Origin of the sequence: Gordonia sp. NPDC058843, assembly GCF_042743165.1 — a bacterium.
Taxonomy (GTDB): domain Bacteria; phylum Actinomycetota; class Actinomycetes; order Mycobacteriales; family Mycobacteriaceae; genus Gordonia.
On record NZ_JBHYNC010000035.1, the window covers coordinates 1 to 15,711 of the forward strand.

The 15,711-nt window shown below is 68.4% G+C and carries 14 protein-coding genes and 1 pseudogene; 9 read left to right on the plus strand and 6 right to left on the minus strand.

Annotated elements, in window-relative coordinates; translation table 11 throughout:
• Window positions 1–155 (plus strand): annotated as a pseudogene (locus tag ACFW3F_RS19405) (HNH endonuclease); the annotation flags it as partial.
• A gap of 299 nt (window positions 156–454) precedes the next feature.
• Window positions 455–2,545: an NAD-dependent DNA ligase LigA gene (gene ligA / locus ACFW3F_RS19410; RefSeq protein ID WP_388060256.1), complete on the plus strand. Its 2,091-nt coding sequence runs from the start codon at window positions 455–457 to the stop codon at window positions 2,543–2,545.
• A 4-nt stretch (window positions 2,546–2,549) separates the two neighbouring features.
• Here the strand turns inward: ligA and ACFW3F_RS19415 are convergent, their stop codons facing one another.
• Together ACFW3F_RS19415 and ACFW3F_RS19420 are read right to left on the minus strand one after the other, a co-directional pair.
• Window positions 2,550–3,065 (minus strand): O-acetyl-ADP-ribose deacetylase, encoded by a 516-nt coding sequence (locus ACFW3F_RS19415; RefSeq protein WP_388060258.1) that lies wholly within the window; start codon window positions 3,063–3,065, stop codon window positions 2,550–2,552.
• 35 nt (window positions 3,066–3,100) lie between these two features.
• Window positions 3,101–3,769 carry an amino acid-binding protein gene (locus ACFW3F_RS19420; protein ID WP_388060260.1) on the minus strand — a complete coding sequence of 223 codons (669 nt, stop codon included), beginning with the start codon at window positions 3,767–3,769 and terminating at the stop codon, window positions 3,101–3,103.
• Window positions 3,770–3,931: 162 nt separating this feature from the next.
• Here ACFW3F_RS19420 and gatC point away from each other — a divergent pair, with 162 nt between their 5' ends.
• A complete protein-coding gene (gatC, locus tag ACFW3F_RS19425) occupies window positions 3,932–4,243 on the plus strand; it encodes an Asp-tRNA(Asn)/Glu-tRNA(Gln) amidotransferase subunit GatC (protein WP_010841341.1) in 312 nt (103 codons plus the stop codon).
• The gene (gatA, locus tag ACFW3F_RS19430) at window positions 4,240–5,745 is read left to right on the plus strand and encodes an Asp-tRNA(Asn)/Glu-tRNA(Gln) amidotransferase subunit GatA (RefSeq protein ID WP_388060262.1); all 1,506 of its coding nucleotides are present in this window, start codon (window positions 4,240–4,242) and stop codon (window positions 5,743–5,745) included. The genes gatC and gatA overlap by 4 nt, the downstream gene beginning before the upstream one ends.
• Window positions 5,746–5,789: 44 nt before the next feature.
• Here the strand turns inward: gatA and ACFW3F_RS19435 are convergent, their stop codons facing one another.
• Both ACFW3F_RS19435 and ACFW3F_RS19440 read right to left on the minus strand, forming a co-directional pair.
• Complete coding sequence (locus ACFW3F_RS19435) at window positions 5,790–7,034, minus strand: alpha/beta-hydrolase family protein (protein ID WP_388060334.1); 1,245 nt, start codon at window positions 7,032–7,034, stop codon at window positions 5,790–5,792.
• 8 nt (window positions 7,035–7,042) lie between these two features.
• The gene (locus ACFW3F_RS19440) at window positions 7,043–7,741 is read right to left on the minus strand and encodes a hypothetical protein (RefSeq protein WP_388060264.1); all 699 of its coding nucleotides are present in this window, start codon (window positions 7,739–7,741) and stop codon (window positions 7,043–7,045) included.
• Between the two features lie 165 nt (window positions 7,742–7,906).
• Between ACFW3F_RS19440 and ACFW3F_RS19445 the strand changes: the two genes are divergently transcribed.
• The 3 genes from ACFW3F_RS19445 (at window position 7,907) to ACFW3F_RS19455 (ending at window position 11,028) form a co-directional block, all read left to right on the plus strand.
• Window positions 7,907–9,199 (plus strand): sensor histidine kinase, encoded by a 1,293-nt coding sequence (locus ACFW3F_RS19445; protein WP_388060266.1) that lies wholly within the window; start codon window positions 7,907–7,909, stop codon window positions 9,197–9,199.
• A 9-nt stretch (window positions 9,200–9,208) separates the two neighbouring features.
• Window positions 9,209–9,859 (plus strand): response regulator, encoded by a 651-nt coding sequence (locus tag ACFW3F_RS19450; RefSeq protein ID WP_388060268.1) that lies wholly within the window; start codon window positions 9,209–9,211, stop codon window positions 9,857–9,859.
• A 134-nt stretch (window positions 9,860–9,993) separates the two neighbouring features.
• Window positions 9,994–11,028 (plus strand): 6-phosphofructokinase, encoded by a 1,035-nt coding sequence (locus ACFW3F_RS19455; RefSeq protein WP_388060270.1) that lies wholly within the window; start codon window positions 9,994–9,996, stop codon window positions 11,026–11,028.
• A gap of 16 nt (window positions 11,029–11,044) precedes the next feature.
• Here the strand turns inward: ACFW3F_RS19455 and ACFW3F_RS19460 are convergent, their stop codons facing one another.
• Complete coding sequence (locus ACFW3F_RS19460) at window positions 11,045–11,281, minus strand: PspC domain-containing protein (RefSeq protein ID WP_388060271.1); 237 nt, start codon at window positions 11,279–11,281, stop codon at window positions 11,045–11,047.
• Window positions 11,282–11,416: 135 nt separating this feature from the next.
• On the opposite strand from ACFW3F_RS19460, the gene gatB reads away from it, so the two are divergent.
• A complete protein-coding gene (gene gatB, locus ACFW3F_RS19465; protein WP_388060273.1) occupies window positions 11,417–12,922 on the plus strand; it encodes an Asp-tRNA(Asn)/Glu-tRNA(Gln) amidotransferase subunit GatB in 1,506 nt (501 codons plus the stop codon).
• A gap of 147 nt (window positions 12,923–13,069) precedes the next feature.
• On the opposite strand, the gene ACFW3F_RS19470 is transcribed toward gatB, so the two are convergent.
• Window positions 13,070–14,266, minus strand: coding sequence for a PQQ-dependent sugar dehydrogenase (locus tag ACFW3F_RS19470; protein ID WP_388060275.1), 1,197 nt, complete (start codon window positions 14,264–14,266; stop codon window positions 13,070–13,072).
• 94 nt (window positions 14,267–14,360) lie between these two features.
• Here ACFW3F_RS19470 and ACFW3F_RS19475 point away from each other — a divergent pair, with 94 nt between their 5' ends.
• Window positions 14,361–15,641, plus strand: a complete 1,281-nt coding sequence (locus ACFW3F_RS19475; RefSeq protein WP_388060277.1) for a DoxX family protein — start codon at window positions 14,361–14,363, stop codon at window positions 15,639–15,641.
• The last annotated feature ends 70 nt before the right edge of the window (window positions 15,642–15,711 follow it).

A 15,711-nucleotide genomic window follows, 5' to 3' on the forward strand; every position in this document is an offset into this window, starting at 1 on the left:
GCGGTCACACCCAGGTGCACCATCACGGGTGGGAGGTGGTGATGGGTCCTGACCGTCATCCGTGGCTGATCCCACCGGTAGACGTCGACGCGCGACGTCTGCCGCGGCCGGCTTACAACCGGCGCACCATGCGACTCGACGACGCCCTCGTCTAACCGCGCGCCCGCCCACCAGACCCTTCGGCGTCGACTCCGATGCCACGCGAACTTTGACAACTCCACAGCGTGACAGCAGACTCACCCCACCGGGACTCTGTAGCGAAAGGCGACACATCGCAGATACTTTCGCCACCGGATCCCGGTGGGCCCTTGGTGCTCGGCGGACTGAGGTCGACGGGTGTAGCCATTCCGCCACAGTCAGCCTCCAGGCAGCCCATACGTCAGATGAACAACGACCGTATGCTCCACTGCCACGAAGAGGAGGAGATGTCCGACCGCTCCGATACCCTCGGAACGTGGCAGATACAACGGAGTCGGGTCAGCCGGTCACCGAACAGTCGGGGCCGGCGGCGGACCTACGCGAGGAGTGGACCGCACTCGCCGAGGAGATCCGTGAGCACCAGTTCCGCTACTACGTGAAGGACGCGCCCGTCATCACCGACGGCGAGTTCGATCTGCTCCTGCGTCGTCTGCAGGCGCTCGAAGACGCGCATCCGGAACTCGCGGCTGCGGACTCACCCACCAAGCTCGTCGGCGGCGGCTTCTCCACAGCCTTCTCGCCGGTGGACCATCTCGAGCGAATGATGTCTCTGGACAACGTCTTCGACCACGACGAGATGCGTACTTGGGTCGACCGCGTGTTCGCCGACGCCGGTACCCGTGCGGACTTTCTCTGCGAACTGAAGATCGACGGTGTGGCCCTTGCGTTGGTGTACCGGAACGGGGTCCTCGAGCGGGGCGTCACCCGCGGCGACGGCCGCACTGGTGAGGACGTGTCGCTGAACGCGCGCACCATCGACGACATCCCGATGCGCCTGACCGAGTCCGCGGACTACCCGATCCCCGAAGTCCTCGAGGTGCGTGGCGAGGTGTTCTTCCGGGTGGAGGACTTCGAGGCGCTGAATGCCTCACTCGTGGCGGAGGGCAAACCGCCGTTCGCCAACCCCCGCAACTCGGCGGCCGGGTCGCTGCGGCAGAAGAACCCACAGGTCACCGCCCGTCGCAAACTACGGATGATCTGCCACGGCATCGGGCACACCGAGGGGTGGCGGCCGGCGTCCCTGCACGACGCCTATCTGGCGCTCGGCGCCTGGGGCCTGCCGGTGTCGACGCACACCACCAAGGTCTCCGGCGCGGAGGAGATCATCGACAAGATCACCTACTGGGGCGAACACCGGCACGACGTCGAGCACGAGATCGACGGCATCGTCGTCAAGGTCGACGACGTCACCGTGCAGCGACGCCTCGGTTCGACCTCGCGGGCGCCACGGTGGGCGATCGCCTACAAGTATCCGCCCGAGGAAGCGACCACCAAGCTGCAGAACATCCAGGTCGGCGTCGGGCGCACCGGCCGCGTCACGCCGTTCGCGGTCCTCGAGCCGGTGCTCGTCGCCGGGTCCACGGTCTCGCGCGCGACGCTGCACAACGGCTCCGAGGTCAAGCGCAAAGGCGTGTTGATCGGCGACACCGTCACGATCCGGAAAGCCGGCGACGTGATCCCCGAGGTCCTCGGGCCGGTCGTCGACCTACGCGACGGCACCGAGGTCGAGTTCGAGATGCCCGAACGGTGCCCGGAATGTCAGACGCCACTGCGCCCCGAGAAAGAATCCGACGTCGACGTCCGGTGCCCGAATCAAGAGAGTTGCCCGGCTCAGTTGCGGGAGCGGCTCTTTCACCTCGCCGGCCGCGGTTCCTTCGACATCGAGGCGCTGGGCTACGAGGCGGCGACAGCGCTCCTGTCCGCAGGCGTGCTCACCAACGAGGGCGATCTGTTCTCGCTGACCGCCGACGATCTGGTCCACACCGACCTGTTCACCACCAAGGCGGGTGCTCTCTCGGCCAACGGCAAACGCCTGCTGGCGAACCTCGACAACGCCAAGAATGTGGCGCTGTGGCGCGTGCTGGTCGGACTGTCGATCCGACACGTCGGCCCCACCGCGGCTCGCGCCCTGGCCACCGAATTCGGTTCCCTGGAGGCGATCGAGGCCGCCGACGTCGAGCAATTGGCAGGAGTCGAAGGTCTGGGGACGACGCTCGCCCAGTCGATCCACGACTGGTTCACCGTCGACTGGCATCGCGACATCATCAAGAAGTGGCGTGCTGCAGGCGTTTCCATGGAAGATGAGCGCGACGAATCCATCGTCCGCACGCTCGAGGGCAAGACGATCGTGGTGACGGGGTCGCTGGTCGACTTCTCTCGCGACGGAGCCAAGGAGGCGATCCTGCAGCGCGGCGGCAAGGCGTCGGGGTCAGTCTCCAAAAAGACCGATTACGTGGTGGTGGGGGAGTCCCCGGGCACCAAGGCTGACAAGGCCGAGCAACTCGGCGTGCCGGTGCTCGACGAGGATGCGTTCAAGAGGCTGCTGGAGACCGGCAGTCCGGAGTGACCGATCAGCCCAGAACGGCCTCGAACGCGCGGTAGGCGCGCTGGTCGAAGAGTACGAACCGGACCTCCTCGATCGACGTGTCCGGCAGCGTCGCGCGCACCGTGTCGACCGCCTTGCGAGCGCCGTCGTCCATCGGCCAGCCGTAGACGCCGGTCGAGATCGCCGGGAATGCGATCGTGGTGGCACCGAGTTCGGTTGCAACACGCAGTGATTCGCGGTAGCACGAAATGAGGAGTGACGATCGGTCCTCGTCGTAGGAGTGAACCGGTCCGACGGTGTGGATGACCCAGCGCGCGTCCATGTCTCCGGCGGTGGTGGCCACCGCCTCGCCGACCGGCAGCCCGCGCCGGTAGGCACCCGCGCGCAACTCCTTGCACTCGGCGAGGATCACCGGCCCGCCGCGCCGGTGGACTGCCCCGTCGACGCCGCCGCCGCCGAGCAAGGTGGAATTGGCGGCATTGACGATCGCGTCGACCGACTGCGTCGTGATGTCGCCCTGTACCAACGTGATGGACGTCATCAACCCATGATGCCTGCCCGCGGCGCGGTGGGTGGCTAAGTCTCCGAGCGCAGCACGGTACTGACGATCCCGGCGAGGTAGCCGAGCCTGGCGACCTCCGACGGACGGAAGTCCGGCCCGCCGATGCGGCCGAGGAGAATCGCCTTCGACTCCGACCCCAGCGGGGCTGCCGCGAGGCGGGTGTCCATGTCCTGCCACGCGGCCGGCACCCAGTCGCCTTCGGCGTCGAGCGCGGTGGCCCTGTCCAACGGGAGCCAGTCGGCCCTGGTCAACGGTGTTTCCGGGGCGCCGGACGAGCCGAAGAGTTGCAGCACGCCACCACTGGCGGGGGTGATCACCATCGCCCACGAGACGCGCAGCACCCGGGGTGCGTTGTCCACGAGGACCTGTAGTCGATCACGACCAGCGGTGGCCACCTGGTCGATCAGCTCGAGTTCGCGGTGGGTGTCGAGGACGCCGGAGTAGGGGCGGATCGAATCGACGCGGACGCCGTTGACCTTCTCGGCCGCGGTGATCAGGCTGTCGGGCAGTGCACCGGGTGCCACCTCGACGACGAGGTCGTCCACGGCGTAACCGTTGCCGCGTTCGACGACCTCGAGGGACAGGATGTCTGCACCGACCGAGCCGAGCTGCACGGCGAGCACGCCGAGGCTGCCCGGCCGGTCTTCGAGGTAGACCCGCAACAGGTAGGACACGTGCGACATTCTCGCACCCGCAGACGGGCCGCGCGCAGCGCACAGGCCCCAACAGGTGGCTGGGGTGAGTCGCCGTCGCGGGTTCCCATAGTCTGGAGACGTTGCGCTCACGCGATGAGGGCGCACAAAGACGACACCTGACGAACAGTGATGTGAAGGAAGGACCCTGCGGTGGCTGGCGAACCGAAGTCCATTTCGCGGGACGAGGTCGCGCATCTGGCGCGATTGTCGCGACTGGCGCTGAGCGAGGACGAACTCGATGTCTACGCCGAGCAGCTGGACTCGATTCTGACCCATGTCGCGTCGGTGTCGGAGGTGGCCGCCGACGACGTGCCCGGCACGGCCCACCCGGCCGAACTCGCGAACGTGCTGCGTCCCGATGTCGTCGTGCCCGGGCTGACGACCGACGCCGCGCTGTCCGGCGCGCCGGCCGTCGAGCAGGACCGTTTTGCCGTTCCGCAGATCCTGGGAGAAGAGCAGTGAGCCCCGAGTCGCACTTCGCAGCTCCTCGTCCCGCCGGTGACCTGATCGGTCTGTCCGCCGCCGAACTCGCCACCAAGATCGCCACCCGCGAGGTCAGCTCGGTGGAGGTCACCCAGGCCCACCTCGACCGCATCGCCGAGGTCGACGGCGAGCTCGGTGCCTTCCTGCACGTCAGCGGCGCCGAAGCGCTCGTCGCCGCCAAGGCCGCCGACGATGCGATCGCCTCGGGCGACGCCGTGTCGTCGCTTGCCGGTGTGCCGATCGCACTCAAGGACGTTTTCACCACCACCGACGCGCCCACCACGTGCGGCTCCAAGATTCTCGAGGGTTGGGTTCCGCCCTACGACGCCACGGTCACCGAACGCCTTCGCGCCGCGGGCATCCCGATCCTGGGCAAGACCAACATGGACGAGTTCGCCATGGGCAGCTCGACCGAGAACTCCGCCTACCAACTCACCCGGAACCCGTGGGACCCCACCAAGATCCCGGGTGGCTCGGGCGGTGGCAGCGCCGCGGCACTGGCGTCGTACGAGGCTCCGCTGGCGATCGGCACCGACACCGGTGGCTCGATCCGCCAGCCGGCCGCGGTCACCGCGACCGTCGGCGTCAAGCCCACCTACGGCACGGTCTCGCGCTACGGACTCGTGGCGTGTGCCTCGTCGCTCGACCAGGGTGGCCCGTGTGGCCGCACGGTCCTGGACACCGCGATGCTCCACGAGGTCATCGCCGGGCACGATCCGCGGGACTCCACCTCGATCAATGTGCCGGTGCCCGACGTGGTCTCGGCTGCTCGCGAAGGCGCCGAGCAGGATCTCACGGGCGTCAAGATCGGTGTCGTCACCGAGTTGCAGGGTGAGGGCTACCAGTCCGGCGTGCTCGACTCCTTCCGCCAGGCCGTCAGGCTTCTCGAGGAGCGTGGCGCCGAGGTGGTCGAGGTCAGCTGTCCGCACTTCACCTACGCACTCGGCGCGTACTACCTGATCCTCCCGTCGGAGGTCTCCTCGAACCTCGCGCGTTTCGACGCGATGCGCTACGGGCTGCGGGTCGGCGACGACGGCTCACACTCGGCCGACGAGGTCATGGCGCTGAGCCGCGAGCAGGGCTTCGGTCCAGAAGTCAAGCGCCGCATCATGATCGGCACCTACGCCTTGTCGTCGGGCTATTACGACGCCTACTACGGTCAGGCGCAGAAGGTCCGTACCCTGATCTCCCGTGACTTCGCCACCGCCTTCGAGAAGGTGGACGTGCTGATCTCGCCGACCACTCCGACCACGGCGTTCCCGATCGGGGAGAAGGTCGACGACCCGCTCGCGATGTACCTGTTCGACCTGTGCACGCTGCCGGTGAACCTCGCCGGGATCGGGTCGATGTCGGTGCCGTCGGGACTGTCGGTCGACGACGGGATGCCCGTCGGGTTGCAGATCATGGCTCCGGCCCTCGCCGACGACCGTCTCTACCATGTGGGCGCGTCCTACGAAGCGGCACGGGGCCCGATCGTCTGACGGTCCTCGCGCCGGCCGCCGGTGCGCGCCGTCGCGGCGGATTCTCAGTTCCGCAACGGCGGCGGCGGGGCGGCCTGGTCCGACCCGTACCGATGGCCGATCCCGGACGCCCCGTCGAGTGCGCCGAGCAGGTCGATGCTGGTCTGGACGAAGCTGACCACGGGTAGCCAGGGTGCGTCCGGCACCCGCGGACCGCGGGTGTGGGTGTCCTCGGCCGCGCGGTGCGGGCGCCACAGCTCGGAGACCGACCACCGCACGACGGGATCGCTGGAATTGGCGAGGACCGCACGTGCGGTGCGCGAGGCCGGAGCGACCGTGCCCGCCGGTGGGGCGACCAGTACGGTCTCGTCGAGCAGCGTCGAATGCTCGTTCTCGAGCCACACCCGGGCGGCGTCGGCTCCTACGGCACCGAGGCTCTGCCCGTGGAGAATCAGCCGCGGACGTTCGTGCTCGGGGACCTCGTCGAGAGTGGTCGCCAGCGCCGACACCACGGCGATCGCCGACTCCGCCGCCCTGGACCGGTCGGACACGAAGGCCTGCCACGACGGCACATCGGCGTAGGGGAGTGCGAGAATCCGGACGTCGCCGGCAAAACGACCCACGAAACCGTCGACAGCTGTCGGGTCCACCCAACCCGATCCGGTCGGCACCGCGACCACGACCGCGTGCGCCGAGAGTCCTTCCGACTCTGTCCACTTCTGCACCAGTTCTACTGCGGCACGGTCGAACCCGCGGTCACCCAGGTCGCCGCGCAGCAAGACGCCCGGATCGTGCCGAGTCGACGACGAGACCGCAGACCGTTGTTCGTCTGCCACGGCGTCGGCGGGTGCCAACAGTCCGGCCGTGAGAGCAAGGGCACCGGCCGCGGTCACCGCAGCCATCCGCGGGGCGGCCACGATCGCCGACACGACAACGGCGGGCGCGAGGGTCGCCGCAGCGCACCAGCCGAACCCCACGGGTGCGGCATCGACAGCGGCCCGAATCAGGTTCTGCCACCAGACCGCCACGCCGACCGCGCCGCCGAGCATCACCAGACATGAGCCGAAGACGATCCGCCGCGCCTGTTCGTCAGTCCGCCGCCTGCTGCGGTGCGCGAGCATCATCCCGGTGACCGCCCCGAGCGCACTGAGCGCAGTGGTGAGGATCGCCGTCGTCGTCGCGTCGCGCGGCAGCGTGCCCGGGTAGAGCGCGGTGAGGTAACCGAGGGTCACCGCGATGCTGATGGCCGGGTGCGGCCACGAACCGAAAGCGCTGTCGCGCAGCCACCGCGCGTCTCGGTACGACCCCATTGCCGCGATCATCGCCGCACCTCGTCCCGACCGGGATCGACCAGGGCCCGTTCGAAGGTCGTGTGCACCAGGGCCGACAGCGACTCGCCTCCGGCCGGGGGGCCGCCGTACTGGCGCCAGGTGTTCCACGCCAGCCCGATCCGGGCGCCGTGGGCCGCGGTCGTGCAGGCGGGCGTCCGACAAGATGCATACATCCGCTCGATGAGCATGCGGTCCAGTGCGATCCGGGCCCACGCACCGAGCGGTGCGCCGGCTCGCTGCGCCGCCCGCAACAGGTCGTAGCCGAGATCATGGGTGCGGCACAGGGGTGTGAAGTGCTCCGGCAAGGGGACCGGCGACGAGCAGTCCCCGTCCGGGTCGACCGGGAAGCCGTCGACGATCCGCGGGGCGTAGCCCTGCTCGATGAAGGACGGAGGGAGAGAGGCCAGCGCGGTGGCCGGGTGAGGCCCCGCGAGTGCGACAACAGCGGCCGCGTAGGGATTGTGCGCATCGTCTGGTGGTGCTTTCACCGTCGTGCTCGTCACCGTCAGGAGCGGACCCGCGACAGCGTGCGCGGTCGAGATCCACTGTCCGGTCAGGAGCACGGCGAGGGTGATTGCTGCGGCCCACCATCGCGAACGTCGTCGGAGTTTGGTCGCGGCGGAGTCTCGGTACTCATGGAAGACGTTGTCCGAATGATGTTTTCGGGTTGCGTGTGATCCGGTCATGGTCATCGACGCTATGAGGTCGGACCCGCGCGGCACATCGCTCCGCGGGACCGTCCCCGGTCGTCTCCAGGCCGGTGTGCCGGCGTCGGACCCGTACGCCGGTATCGCATCGTCTCCCTCGAAAGTATGAGGTCTCCGAGTGGTCGGCGCGCCTAGGGTGAGGGCATGTTCGGATACCGCAAGAAGCTCCGCGCGGTGGGGGCGTCCTCACTCGAATGGGCGTCGACCGCACCGGTGGCCCAGGATCCCGCGGTGCGGCACTACTTCTCGTCGCGGATCAACTGGTTGTTCCTGTTCGTGGCGCTGGTCATGTACTCGATTGCCTGGCCGACGCTGCCCATCACCCACTCCATGCCGGTGTTCGTGCTGCCCGTGGTCGCCGCCTTCGCGGCGCTGCCGATCGCCCTCGCATGGTCGGCCCCGCTGCTGGGGTGGGCGATCTCGGTGGTCTCCGCCCAACTGATCGGCATCGTCGTCCCGGTTCGGGGTACATGGGAACTGACCATCCAGGTCACTCATCTCATCGAGATATTGGTCCTCACCTTCATGGCCTTCCTCAGATGTCCGCTGCGGTGGATTCCGGTGGTCTGGATCTCGACCTCGATCGTCATGGCGTTCGCCGTGCAACCGGCGGCGCGTGTGGGATGGGTCTTCGGGATCTCCGTACTGGCAGTCGTCGTCGCGCTCCTGCGGGGACTGATGGCCTCGCGCCGGCAGCTGGCGGCACGTACCGAGCAGACCGAAGCAGCCGAGGCCGAGGCGGCCGTGCTCCAGGAGCGGGCGCGGATCGCCCGGGATCTGCATGACGTGGTCGCCCACCGGATGTCGATGGTCGTGGTGATGTCGCAGACCGCCCGGTATCGACTGCCGGATGTGAGCCCCTCGGCCGCAGCGGAATTCGACGCGATCGCTGATGCGGCACGTACTTCCCTCGACGAGGTCCGGCAGTTGCTCGGGGTGTTGCGGATCGAGGGGTCGGACGCCTCGGCGGCGCCGAATCCCGGCCTGGCCGAACTCGATTCGTTGATCACCGAAACGCGCAGGGCCGGCGCGGAGGTCCTGCTGGCCTTGACGGTCGACGCGGACGACGTCGGCGAATCGGCGGCTCTGGTGATCTATCGGATCGTGCAGGAGTCACTGGCCAATGCCACGCGACACGCCCCCGGCGGGCGGGTGGACGTCGAGGTGTCGCGTGGGGAGGGGGACCTCGTCGAGGTCGCCGTCGTCAACACGGCAGCGACCGCCGAGCCGTTGCAGATCGGCGGGAGCGGTGTCGGCATCCCGGGGATGGTCGATCGTGCTCAGGCAGTGGGCGGTTCGCTGGTCGCCGCACCGACCCCGGCCGGTGGATTCGCGGTGCGGGCCCGTATCCCGGCGGCGCCGAGGCGTGAGGTCGTGGTGCCCGAGACGATCGAGACCTCGTCGGGTTCCGGTGAGCCGCCGTCGCGACGACGGTAGCGTGGCGGCGTGCCGATCACCGTAGTCATCGCAGATGACCAGGCCATGGTCCGTCAGGGTTTCTCGGCTCTGCTCGCCGCACAGCCCGATCTGTCGGTCCTCGGCGACGCCGCCGACGGTGTCGAGGCCGTCGAGGTATGTCGTCGCGTGCGTCCCGACGTCGTCCTGATGGATGTACGGATGCCGCGGAAGGACGGCCTGTGGGCGGCCGAACAGATCCTCGCGTCGTCCGTCGAACCGCCCACTCGTGTGCTCATGCTCACGACCTTCGACATCGACGACTACGTGTACGAGGCCCTGCGGATAGGTGCCTCGGGCTTCCTGCTCAAGGATGCGCCGGCCGACGAACTGGTGCGTGCGGTCCGCGTGGTGGCCGCGGGAGAGGCGTTGCTCGCGCCCTCGATCACACGGCGGTTGATCACCGAGGTCACGGCCAGACGCCGTCGACCGTCGCGGGACGAGAAGCTCGACACGCTCACCCCGAGAGAGCGCGAGGTGCTCGACCTGGTGGCCGACGGCAAGTCCAACGCCGAGATCGGCGCCGATCTGTTCGTCACCGAGCAGACGGTGAAGACGCATGTGAGCAGTCTCCTGAACAAACTACGACTCCGGGACCGAGCTCAGGCCGTCGTGTTCGCCTACGAGAACGGCGTCAAGTGATTTCGCGGCCAGCGCCCGGCCTGCATGGGCACTAGATTGGGGATGTTCGTGCCGTGTACTCGGCGCCGGCCGGCCGGCGCTGTGCTCGTGACGGCCGTTTCGACGGATGACGACAGGGAGGGTGGTCTCACCAGATGGCCAAGAGGTTCGGCATTCTGACGTCCGGGGGCGACTGCCCCGGACTGAACGCGGTGATCCGCGGCGCAGTACTCAAGGGTGAGACCGTGTACGGCCATGAGTACGTCGGCTTCCGGGACGGCTGGGCCGGCCTCGTCTACGGCGACATCGTCGAACTGAATCGGTCGACGGTCCGCGGCCTGTCCAACCAGGGCGGCACCATCCTGGGCACGAGTCGGTTCGGTCCCTACTCCGAACCAGACGGCGGCCCCGAGAACATCAAGAAGGTGCTGAAGAACCTCGAGATCGACGGTGTGATCGCGATCGGCGGCGAGGGGACCGCGGCGGCGTCGAAGAGACTGTTCGACGACGGCATCAACATCGTCGGGGTTCCCAAGACCATCGACAACGACATCGCCGCGACGGACTACACCTTCGGGTTCAACACCGCCGTCGAGATCGCGACCGAGGCAATCGACAGGTTGCGGACCACCGGCAACTCGCACAAGCGGTGCATGGTGCTCGAGGTGATGGGTCGGCATGCGGGCTGGATCGCCCTGCACTCCGGGATCGCGGGCGGCGCGCACGTCATCCTGATCCCGGAGAATCCCGAGAGCCTCGACCAGATCTGTGCGTGGGTGACCAGCGTCAAGGCGCGTGGACGTTCCCCGATGGTCGTCGTCGCCGAAGGATTCACACTCCCGGAGATGAAGGAAGCCCATTCCACCAAGGGCCTCGACGGGTTCAACCGACCCCGGCTCGGTGGCGTGGGTGAGATGCTCGCACCGCTCATCGAAGAGCGGACGGGTATCGAGACGCGGGCGACCATCCTGGGATACATCCAGCGCGGCGGGGTGCCGTCGGCGTACGACCGGGTCCTCGCGACGCGGTTGGGGATGGCAACCGCCGACCTCGTCGCCGAGAAGGGCTGGGGGCAGATGGTCGCACTGCACGGCACCGAGATCGCACGCATCACCTTCGACGAGGCGCTCGGCGAGCTGAAGACGGTGCCGCTGGACCAGTACAAGGAGATCCGGGTCATCTTCGGGTGAGATCGCCGGACGTGCGTCAGACGACCGGCGGCACCGCCGACGCTGCCGGTTCGCGCGGGATGACGATCCAGAGCGCCAGGTAGAGCAGCACCTGGGGGCCGGGAAACAGGATCGACAGGACGAACAGGACGCGGATGAGCGTCGGATCCCACCCCCAGCGTTGCGCGATCCCTCCGCAGACGCCGCCCAGCCAGGAGTTCGTGCGCGAACGCATCAGGCGGGGGCCGCTGCCGGCAGGTTGTGGGGTGGTCATCTCTCGTCCTCCTCGGGGCGTGGGATCCGACGCCGTTCGTCGGTATGTCTTCGACGCTACGGACGGACGCCGGTCGCCGGCATCGGTGATCACCCTGAACGTGCCCCTGGGATATCGGCGCATAAACTGACTGCCATGACTTCCGCAGCCGTCGACCTGTTGGACTACGACGAGGTCCTCGCCGCTTTCGATCCGGTGATGGGTCTCGAGGTGCACGTCGAGCTGGGCACCGCGACCAAGATGTTCTGCGGGTGCCCCACCGAGTTCGGTGCCGACCCCAACACGCAGGTGTGCCCGGTGTGCATCGGCCTGCCGGGCTCGCTACCGGTCGCCAACGCCAAGGCCATCGAGTCCGCGATCCGGATCGGCCTCGCACTCAACTGCTCCATCCGGCCGTCGAGTGTCTTCGCGCGGAAGAACTACTTCTACCCGGATCAGCCGAAGAACTACCAGATCTCGCAGTACGACGAGCCGATCGCCTACGACGGATTCCTCGACGTCGTGCTCGGCGACGGCACCACCTGGCGGGTGGAGATCGAGCGCGCCCACATGGAGGAGGACACCGGCAAGTCGCTGCACATCGGCGGTTCCACGGGACGGATCCACGGTGCGAGTCATTCGCTGCTCGACTACAACCGCGCCGGTGTACCGCTCGTCGAGATCGTGACGCGGCCCATCGAAGGTGCCGGCGAGCGTGCGCCGGAGGTGGCGAGAGCCTACGTGTCGGCGCTGCGTGATCTGCTCAAATCGCTGGACGTGTCGGACGTGCGCATGGACCAGGGGTCGATGCGCTGCGACGTCAACCTGTCGCTGAAGACCACGGACGCCACCGAATTCGGTACGCGCACCGAGACCAAGAACGTCAACTCGCTCAAGAGCGTCGAGGTTGCCGTCCGCTACGAGATGCGCCGCCAGGCCGCCATCCTGCAAGCCGGCGGCGAGATCGTCCAGGAGACACGGCACTTCCACGAGACCGACGGCACCACCTCCGCCGGTCGCCGCAAGGAGACCGCCGAGGACTATCGCTACTTCCCGGAGCCGGATCTTCCGCCGGTGCAGCCGGATTCGGCGTGGATCGAGGAACTCCGGGCGACCCTGCCCGAGCTGCCGTGGCTGCGTCGCGCCCGCATCCAGGAAGAGTGGGGAGTGTCGGACGAGGTCATGCGCGACCTCGTCAACGTCGGCGCCGTCGATCTCATCATCGCCACCGTCGATGCCGGGGCATCACCCGAGGCCGCGCGCGGCTGGTGGGTGTCCTTCCTTGCACAGCAGGCGAACTCGCGTGGGGTCGAACTCGCCGATCTGACCATCACGCCCGGTCAGGTCGCTCAGATCATCGGGCTGGTCGACGAGGGCAAGCTCACCACCAAACTCGCACAGCAGGTCGCGACCGCCGTCCTCGACGGCGAGGGTGAGCCCGCACAGATCGTGGCCGACCGCGGGCTCGAGGTGGTGCGCGACGATTCCGCTCTGCAGAAGGCCGTCGACGACGCACTCGCCGCCAACCCCGACATCGCCGAGAAGATCCGCGGCGGGAAGGTCGCGGCCGCCGGCAAGATCGTGGGTGACGTCATGAAAGCGACTCGCGGACAAGCAGACCCGGCGCGCGTAAAAGAACTGGTCATCGCCGCCTGCTCCTGAGCCCTTCGTGGCTCGTCGCTTGCGCTCCTCGCACCTCAGGGAGCGGAGGGGCGGGCTTACGCGGGTGCGGGCCCCCTCTGCTCCCAGGGGTGCGGGTGCGGGTTCCCCTCTGCTCCCTGAGGTGCGAGCGAAGCGAGCCTCGAAGGGTCACGTCCGGTCGTTGCCACCGCCGGAGGGCAGGAAGCGGAACACGCGATCGTCGGTGGGCTTCGGCGAACCCACCTCCTTGTTGACCGTCGCCACCTGGAGCAACCCGTTGGGCAGGGCGGCCATCCGGCCGAGTGCGCCGTAGCGGCGGTCCAGCACGACGGCCGGCGCGGTGATCGTCGGCTCCTCGCGCGTCGGCTCGTTGATGCCCTCGATGCGCTGGGTGCGCGTCGTCGAGACGAAGATGTTGCCGCCGGCGACACCGCAGCCGGCGATCTGGGGCCGGTCCGGCCAGGTCCACAGCACCTTGGGTCCACCTTCTTCGAGCACCTGCACGCGATCCTCGGTGGCCGTTTGGTCGGCTACGTAGACGGTCCCGGTGGAAGCGTTGGGGCACAACGACACCGTGGACCCGAAACCGGACGCGAGGACAGCCGGCCGGGGGCTCGCACCCGAGGTGAACGACGTCACCAGCAACACCTTGCCGGCGAGGGACGACGGATCGTCGGCGGTCGCGGGATTGCCCGCGTTGCCGGTGGCGACCACGAGTTCGGTCGGAGACCGGAAGAACATCGAGCCCATGTTCCCCGTGGCCCCCTTGGGGATGCCGGTCAGGATCGGTTTGGGCACGTCTCCCGGGGCCAGGCGGACGATGCGGTTGTCCGACGGGGTCGTGATGTAGGCGTAGATCAGCCGGTCCTGAGAATAGGTGGGGGAGAAGGCGAAATCGATGAGACCGCCGTCGCCGGACGCGTCGACCGGCGCCTCGCCGAGGGTTCGGGCGGGTCCGTAGCGCTTGGTGGTGATGATCTTGCCGGTCGTGCGCTCTGCGACGACCGTCACCTCGCCCTGCTCGTCGCCGGGCATCACACCGCCGGTCGATGCGAGACACGTGGCGATGACCGCGGGGTCGGGATCGACGCATGGACCGGTCGGCGGCGGCTGCGTCTCCCGCGGGGTCTCCGGCGGAGGTGTCGGCTCGGGCTGGCCGCTCGGCCGGTTGTTGGGGCTGAACGCACCTGCCTCGCGCTGATTGTCCTGTGCGGTGAAGTCCGCGCAGCCGCCGACCAGGACGACCACCGCGATCAGCACCGTCAGCAGGCTGCGGCACCGAACCCATACCCGTCGATCCGCCGACGCGGCTGAACTCGTCCGGTCGGCATCATCGCGCATGCCCGTCGGGCGCCCCTTCCACATGGCGTCCACAGTAGTGGTGCCCCGAGTGGTGGTGCCCCGACTCACCCCGCCGGGGTGCGGCGACCGCTGAGCGAGAGCCTCTAGAGTCGGTCGGGTGAGCGAACGCGACACGTCGGGCATCAGCGAGCGCGACACACCGGGCAGTGGCAACACGGGCAGTGGCAACCCGGGCGGCACGGCCGAGTCAGGCCGAGGTGGCGCCCGACCCCAGGACGGGGCGACGAGCCCGTACGACGAACCGACCGGACAGATACCGGTCCCCGGCGCCGGGGGAACCGGTGCGCCGGTACGTCCCGAGCCGGGACCTCCGACGCCACCCGCGGTGACCGACCGCGACGACTTCTACAACCGGCATGCCCGGCGATCGCCGGCACCCTACTCGCGGGTGGACGATCTCGATGATCTCGATCCCGGCGACGTGGAGACCCGTTCGGTCCCCGCGGGTCCTCCGCCGACCTCGCGACCCACCGCCACGACCCCACCACCCGCCACGACCCCACCACCCGCCGCGGGCACCAGCGGGGCGGGAACGCCCGCGGACGACGACTTCGAGACAGTTCAGTTCGCCACACACCCCGCGGCCGAACGGGTGCAGCCCGCCGACGACGCCGTCACGACCCCGGAACCGGCCCTACCACCGGTCGGCACCGCGCGCTACGACTTCCTCGACGAGGACGATGACGTGTCGTCTCGCGCCCGGGCACGCGACGTCTCGACCGACACCGGGGTACTCGACGACGAGCCGCGTGGCCGACGCCGATTCGGACGGCGACGGGCCGACGACGCCGACGCCCGTCCTGAGGGGGCGGCGGCGGGCGACGACGATCTGCAGGACGCGCTCGCGAAGTCGCGCCGCGGCACGATCGACCTGGGTCTGCTGGTGCTGCGCATTGCACTCGGCGGCCTGGTCGGCGCCCACGGGTTACAAAAGCTCTTCGGATTGTGGAACGGTCCGCGCCTCAGCGGATTCGAGTCGATGCTCGTCGACGCCGGGTTCACCGCCGACTACGCGCAGGTCCTCGCGATCGTCGGAGCACTCGCCGAGACGATCGGCGGGCTCATGGTGATCCTCGGACTGCTGACGCCGATCGGTGCGTCGGCGATCCTCGGCACGATGCTCGTTGCCGCGGCATACAAGATGTCGATGGCGGACGGCTTCTCGTTCTTCGCCGCCGCCGGCGGCGTCGAGTTCGAACTCTTCCTCGCGGTGGCCGCGGCGGTCGTCATCCTGACGGGCCCGGGTCTGTACTCGCTCGACTATCCCCGGGGGTGGGCGCGACGACCTTTCGTCGGCTCGTTCCTCTGGCTCATCGTCGGCGCGGCCGCGGCCGTTGCGGTCTGGGTCCTGGCGAACGGCAGCAACCCGCTCGTCTGACCCGAGCGCACAGAGAATGCGGGTCACGTATAGGATTACGAAAAATGACGCCCAATATTTTTAAGTGGAG

Coding starts and splice junctions, on each gene's coding strand:
- ACFW3F_RS19415 (WP_388060258.1), bottom strand. CDS start 3,065: ATGACGTCCATCACGTTGGTACAGGGCGACATCACGACGCAGTCGGTC.
- ACFW3F_RS19420 (WP_388060260.1), bottom strand. CDS start 3,769: ATGTCGCACGTGTCCTACCTGTTGCGGGTCTACCTCGAAGACCGGCCG.
- ACFW3F_RS19435 (WP_388060334.1), bottom strand. CDS start 7,034: ATGGGGTCGTACCGAGACGCGCGGTGGCTGCGCGACAGCGCTTTCGGT.
- ACFW3F_RS19440 (WP_388060264.1), bottom strand. CDS start 7,741: ATGACCGGATCACACGCAACCCGAAAACATCATTCGGACAACGTCTTC.
- ACFW3F_RS19445 (WP_388060266.1), top strand. CDS start 7,907: ATGTTCGGATACCGCAAGAAGCTCCGCGCGGTGGGGGCGTCCTCACTC.
- ACFW3F_RS19455 (WP_388060270.1), top strand. CDS start 9,994: ATGGCCAAGAGGTTCGGCATTCTGACGTCCGGGGGCGACTGCCCCGGA.
- ACFW3F_RS19460 (WP_388060271.1), bottom strand. CDS start 11,281: ATGACCACCCCACAACCTGCCGGCAGCGGCCCCCGCCTGATGCGTTCG.
- gatB (WP_388060273.1), top strand. CDS start 11,417: ATGACTTCCGCAGCCGTCGACCTGTTGGACTACGACGAGGTCCTCGCC.
- ACFW3F_RS19470 (WP_388060275.1), bottom strand. CDS start 14,266: ATGTGGAAGGGGCGCCCGACGGGCATGCGCGATGATGCCGACCGGACG.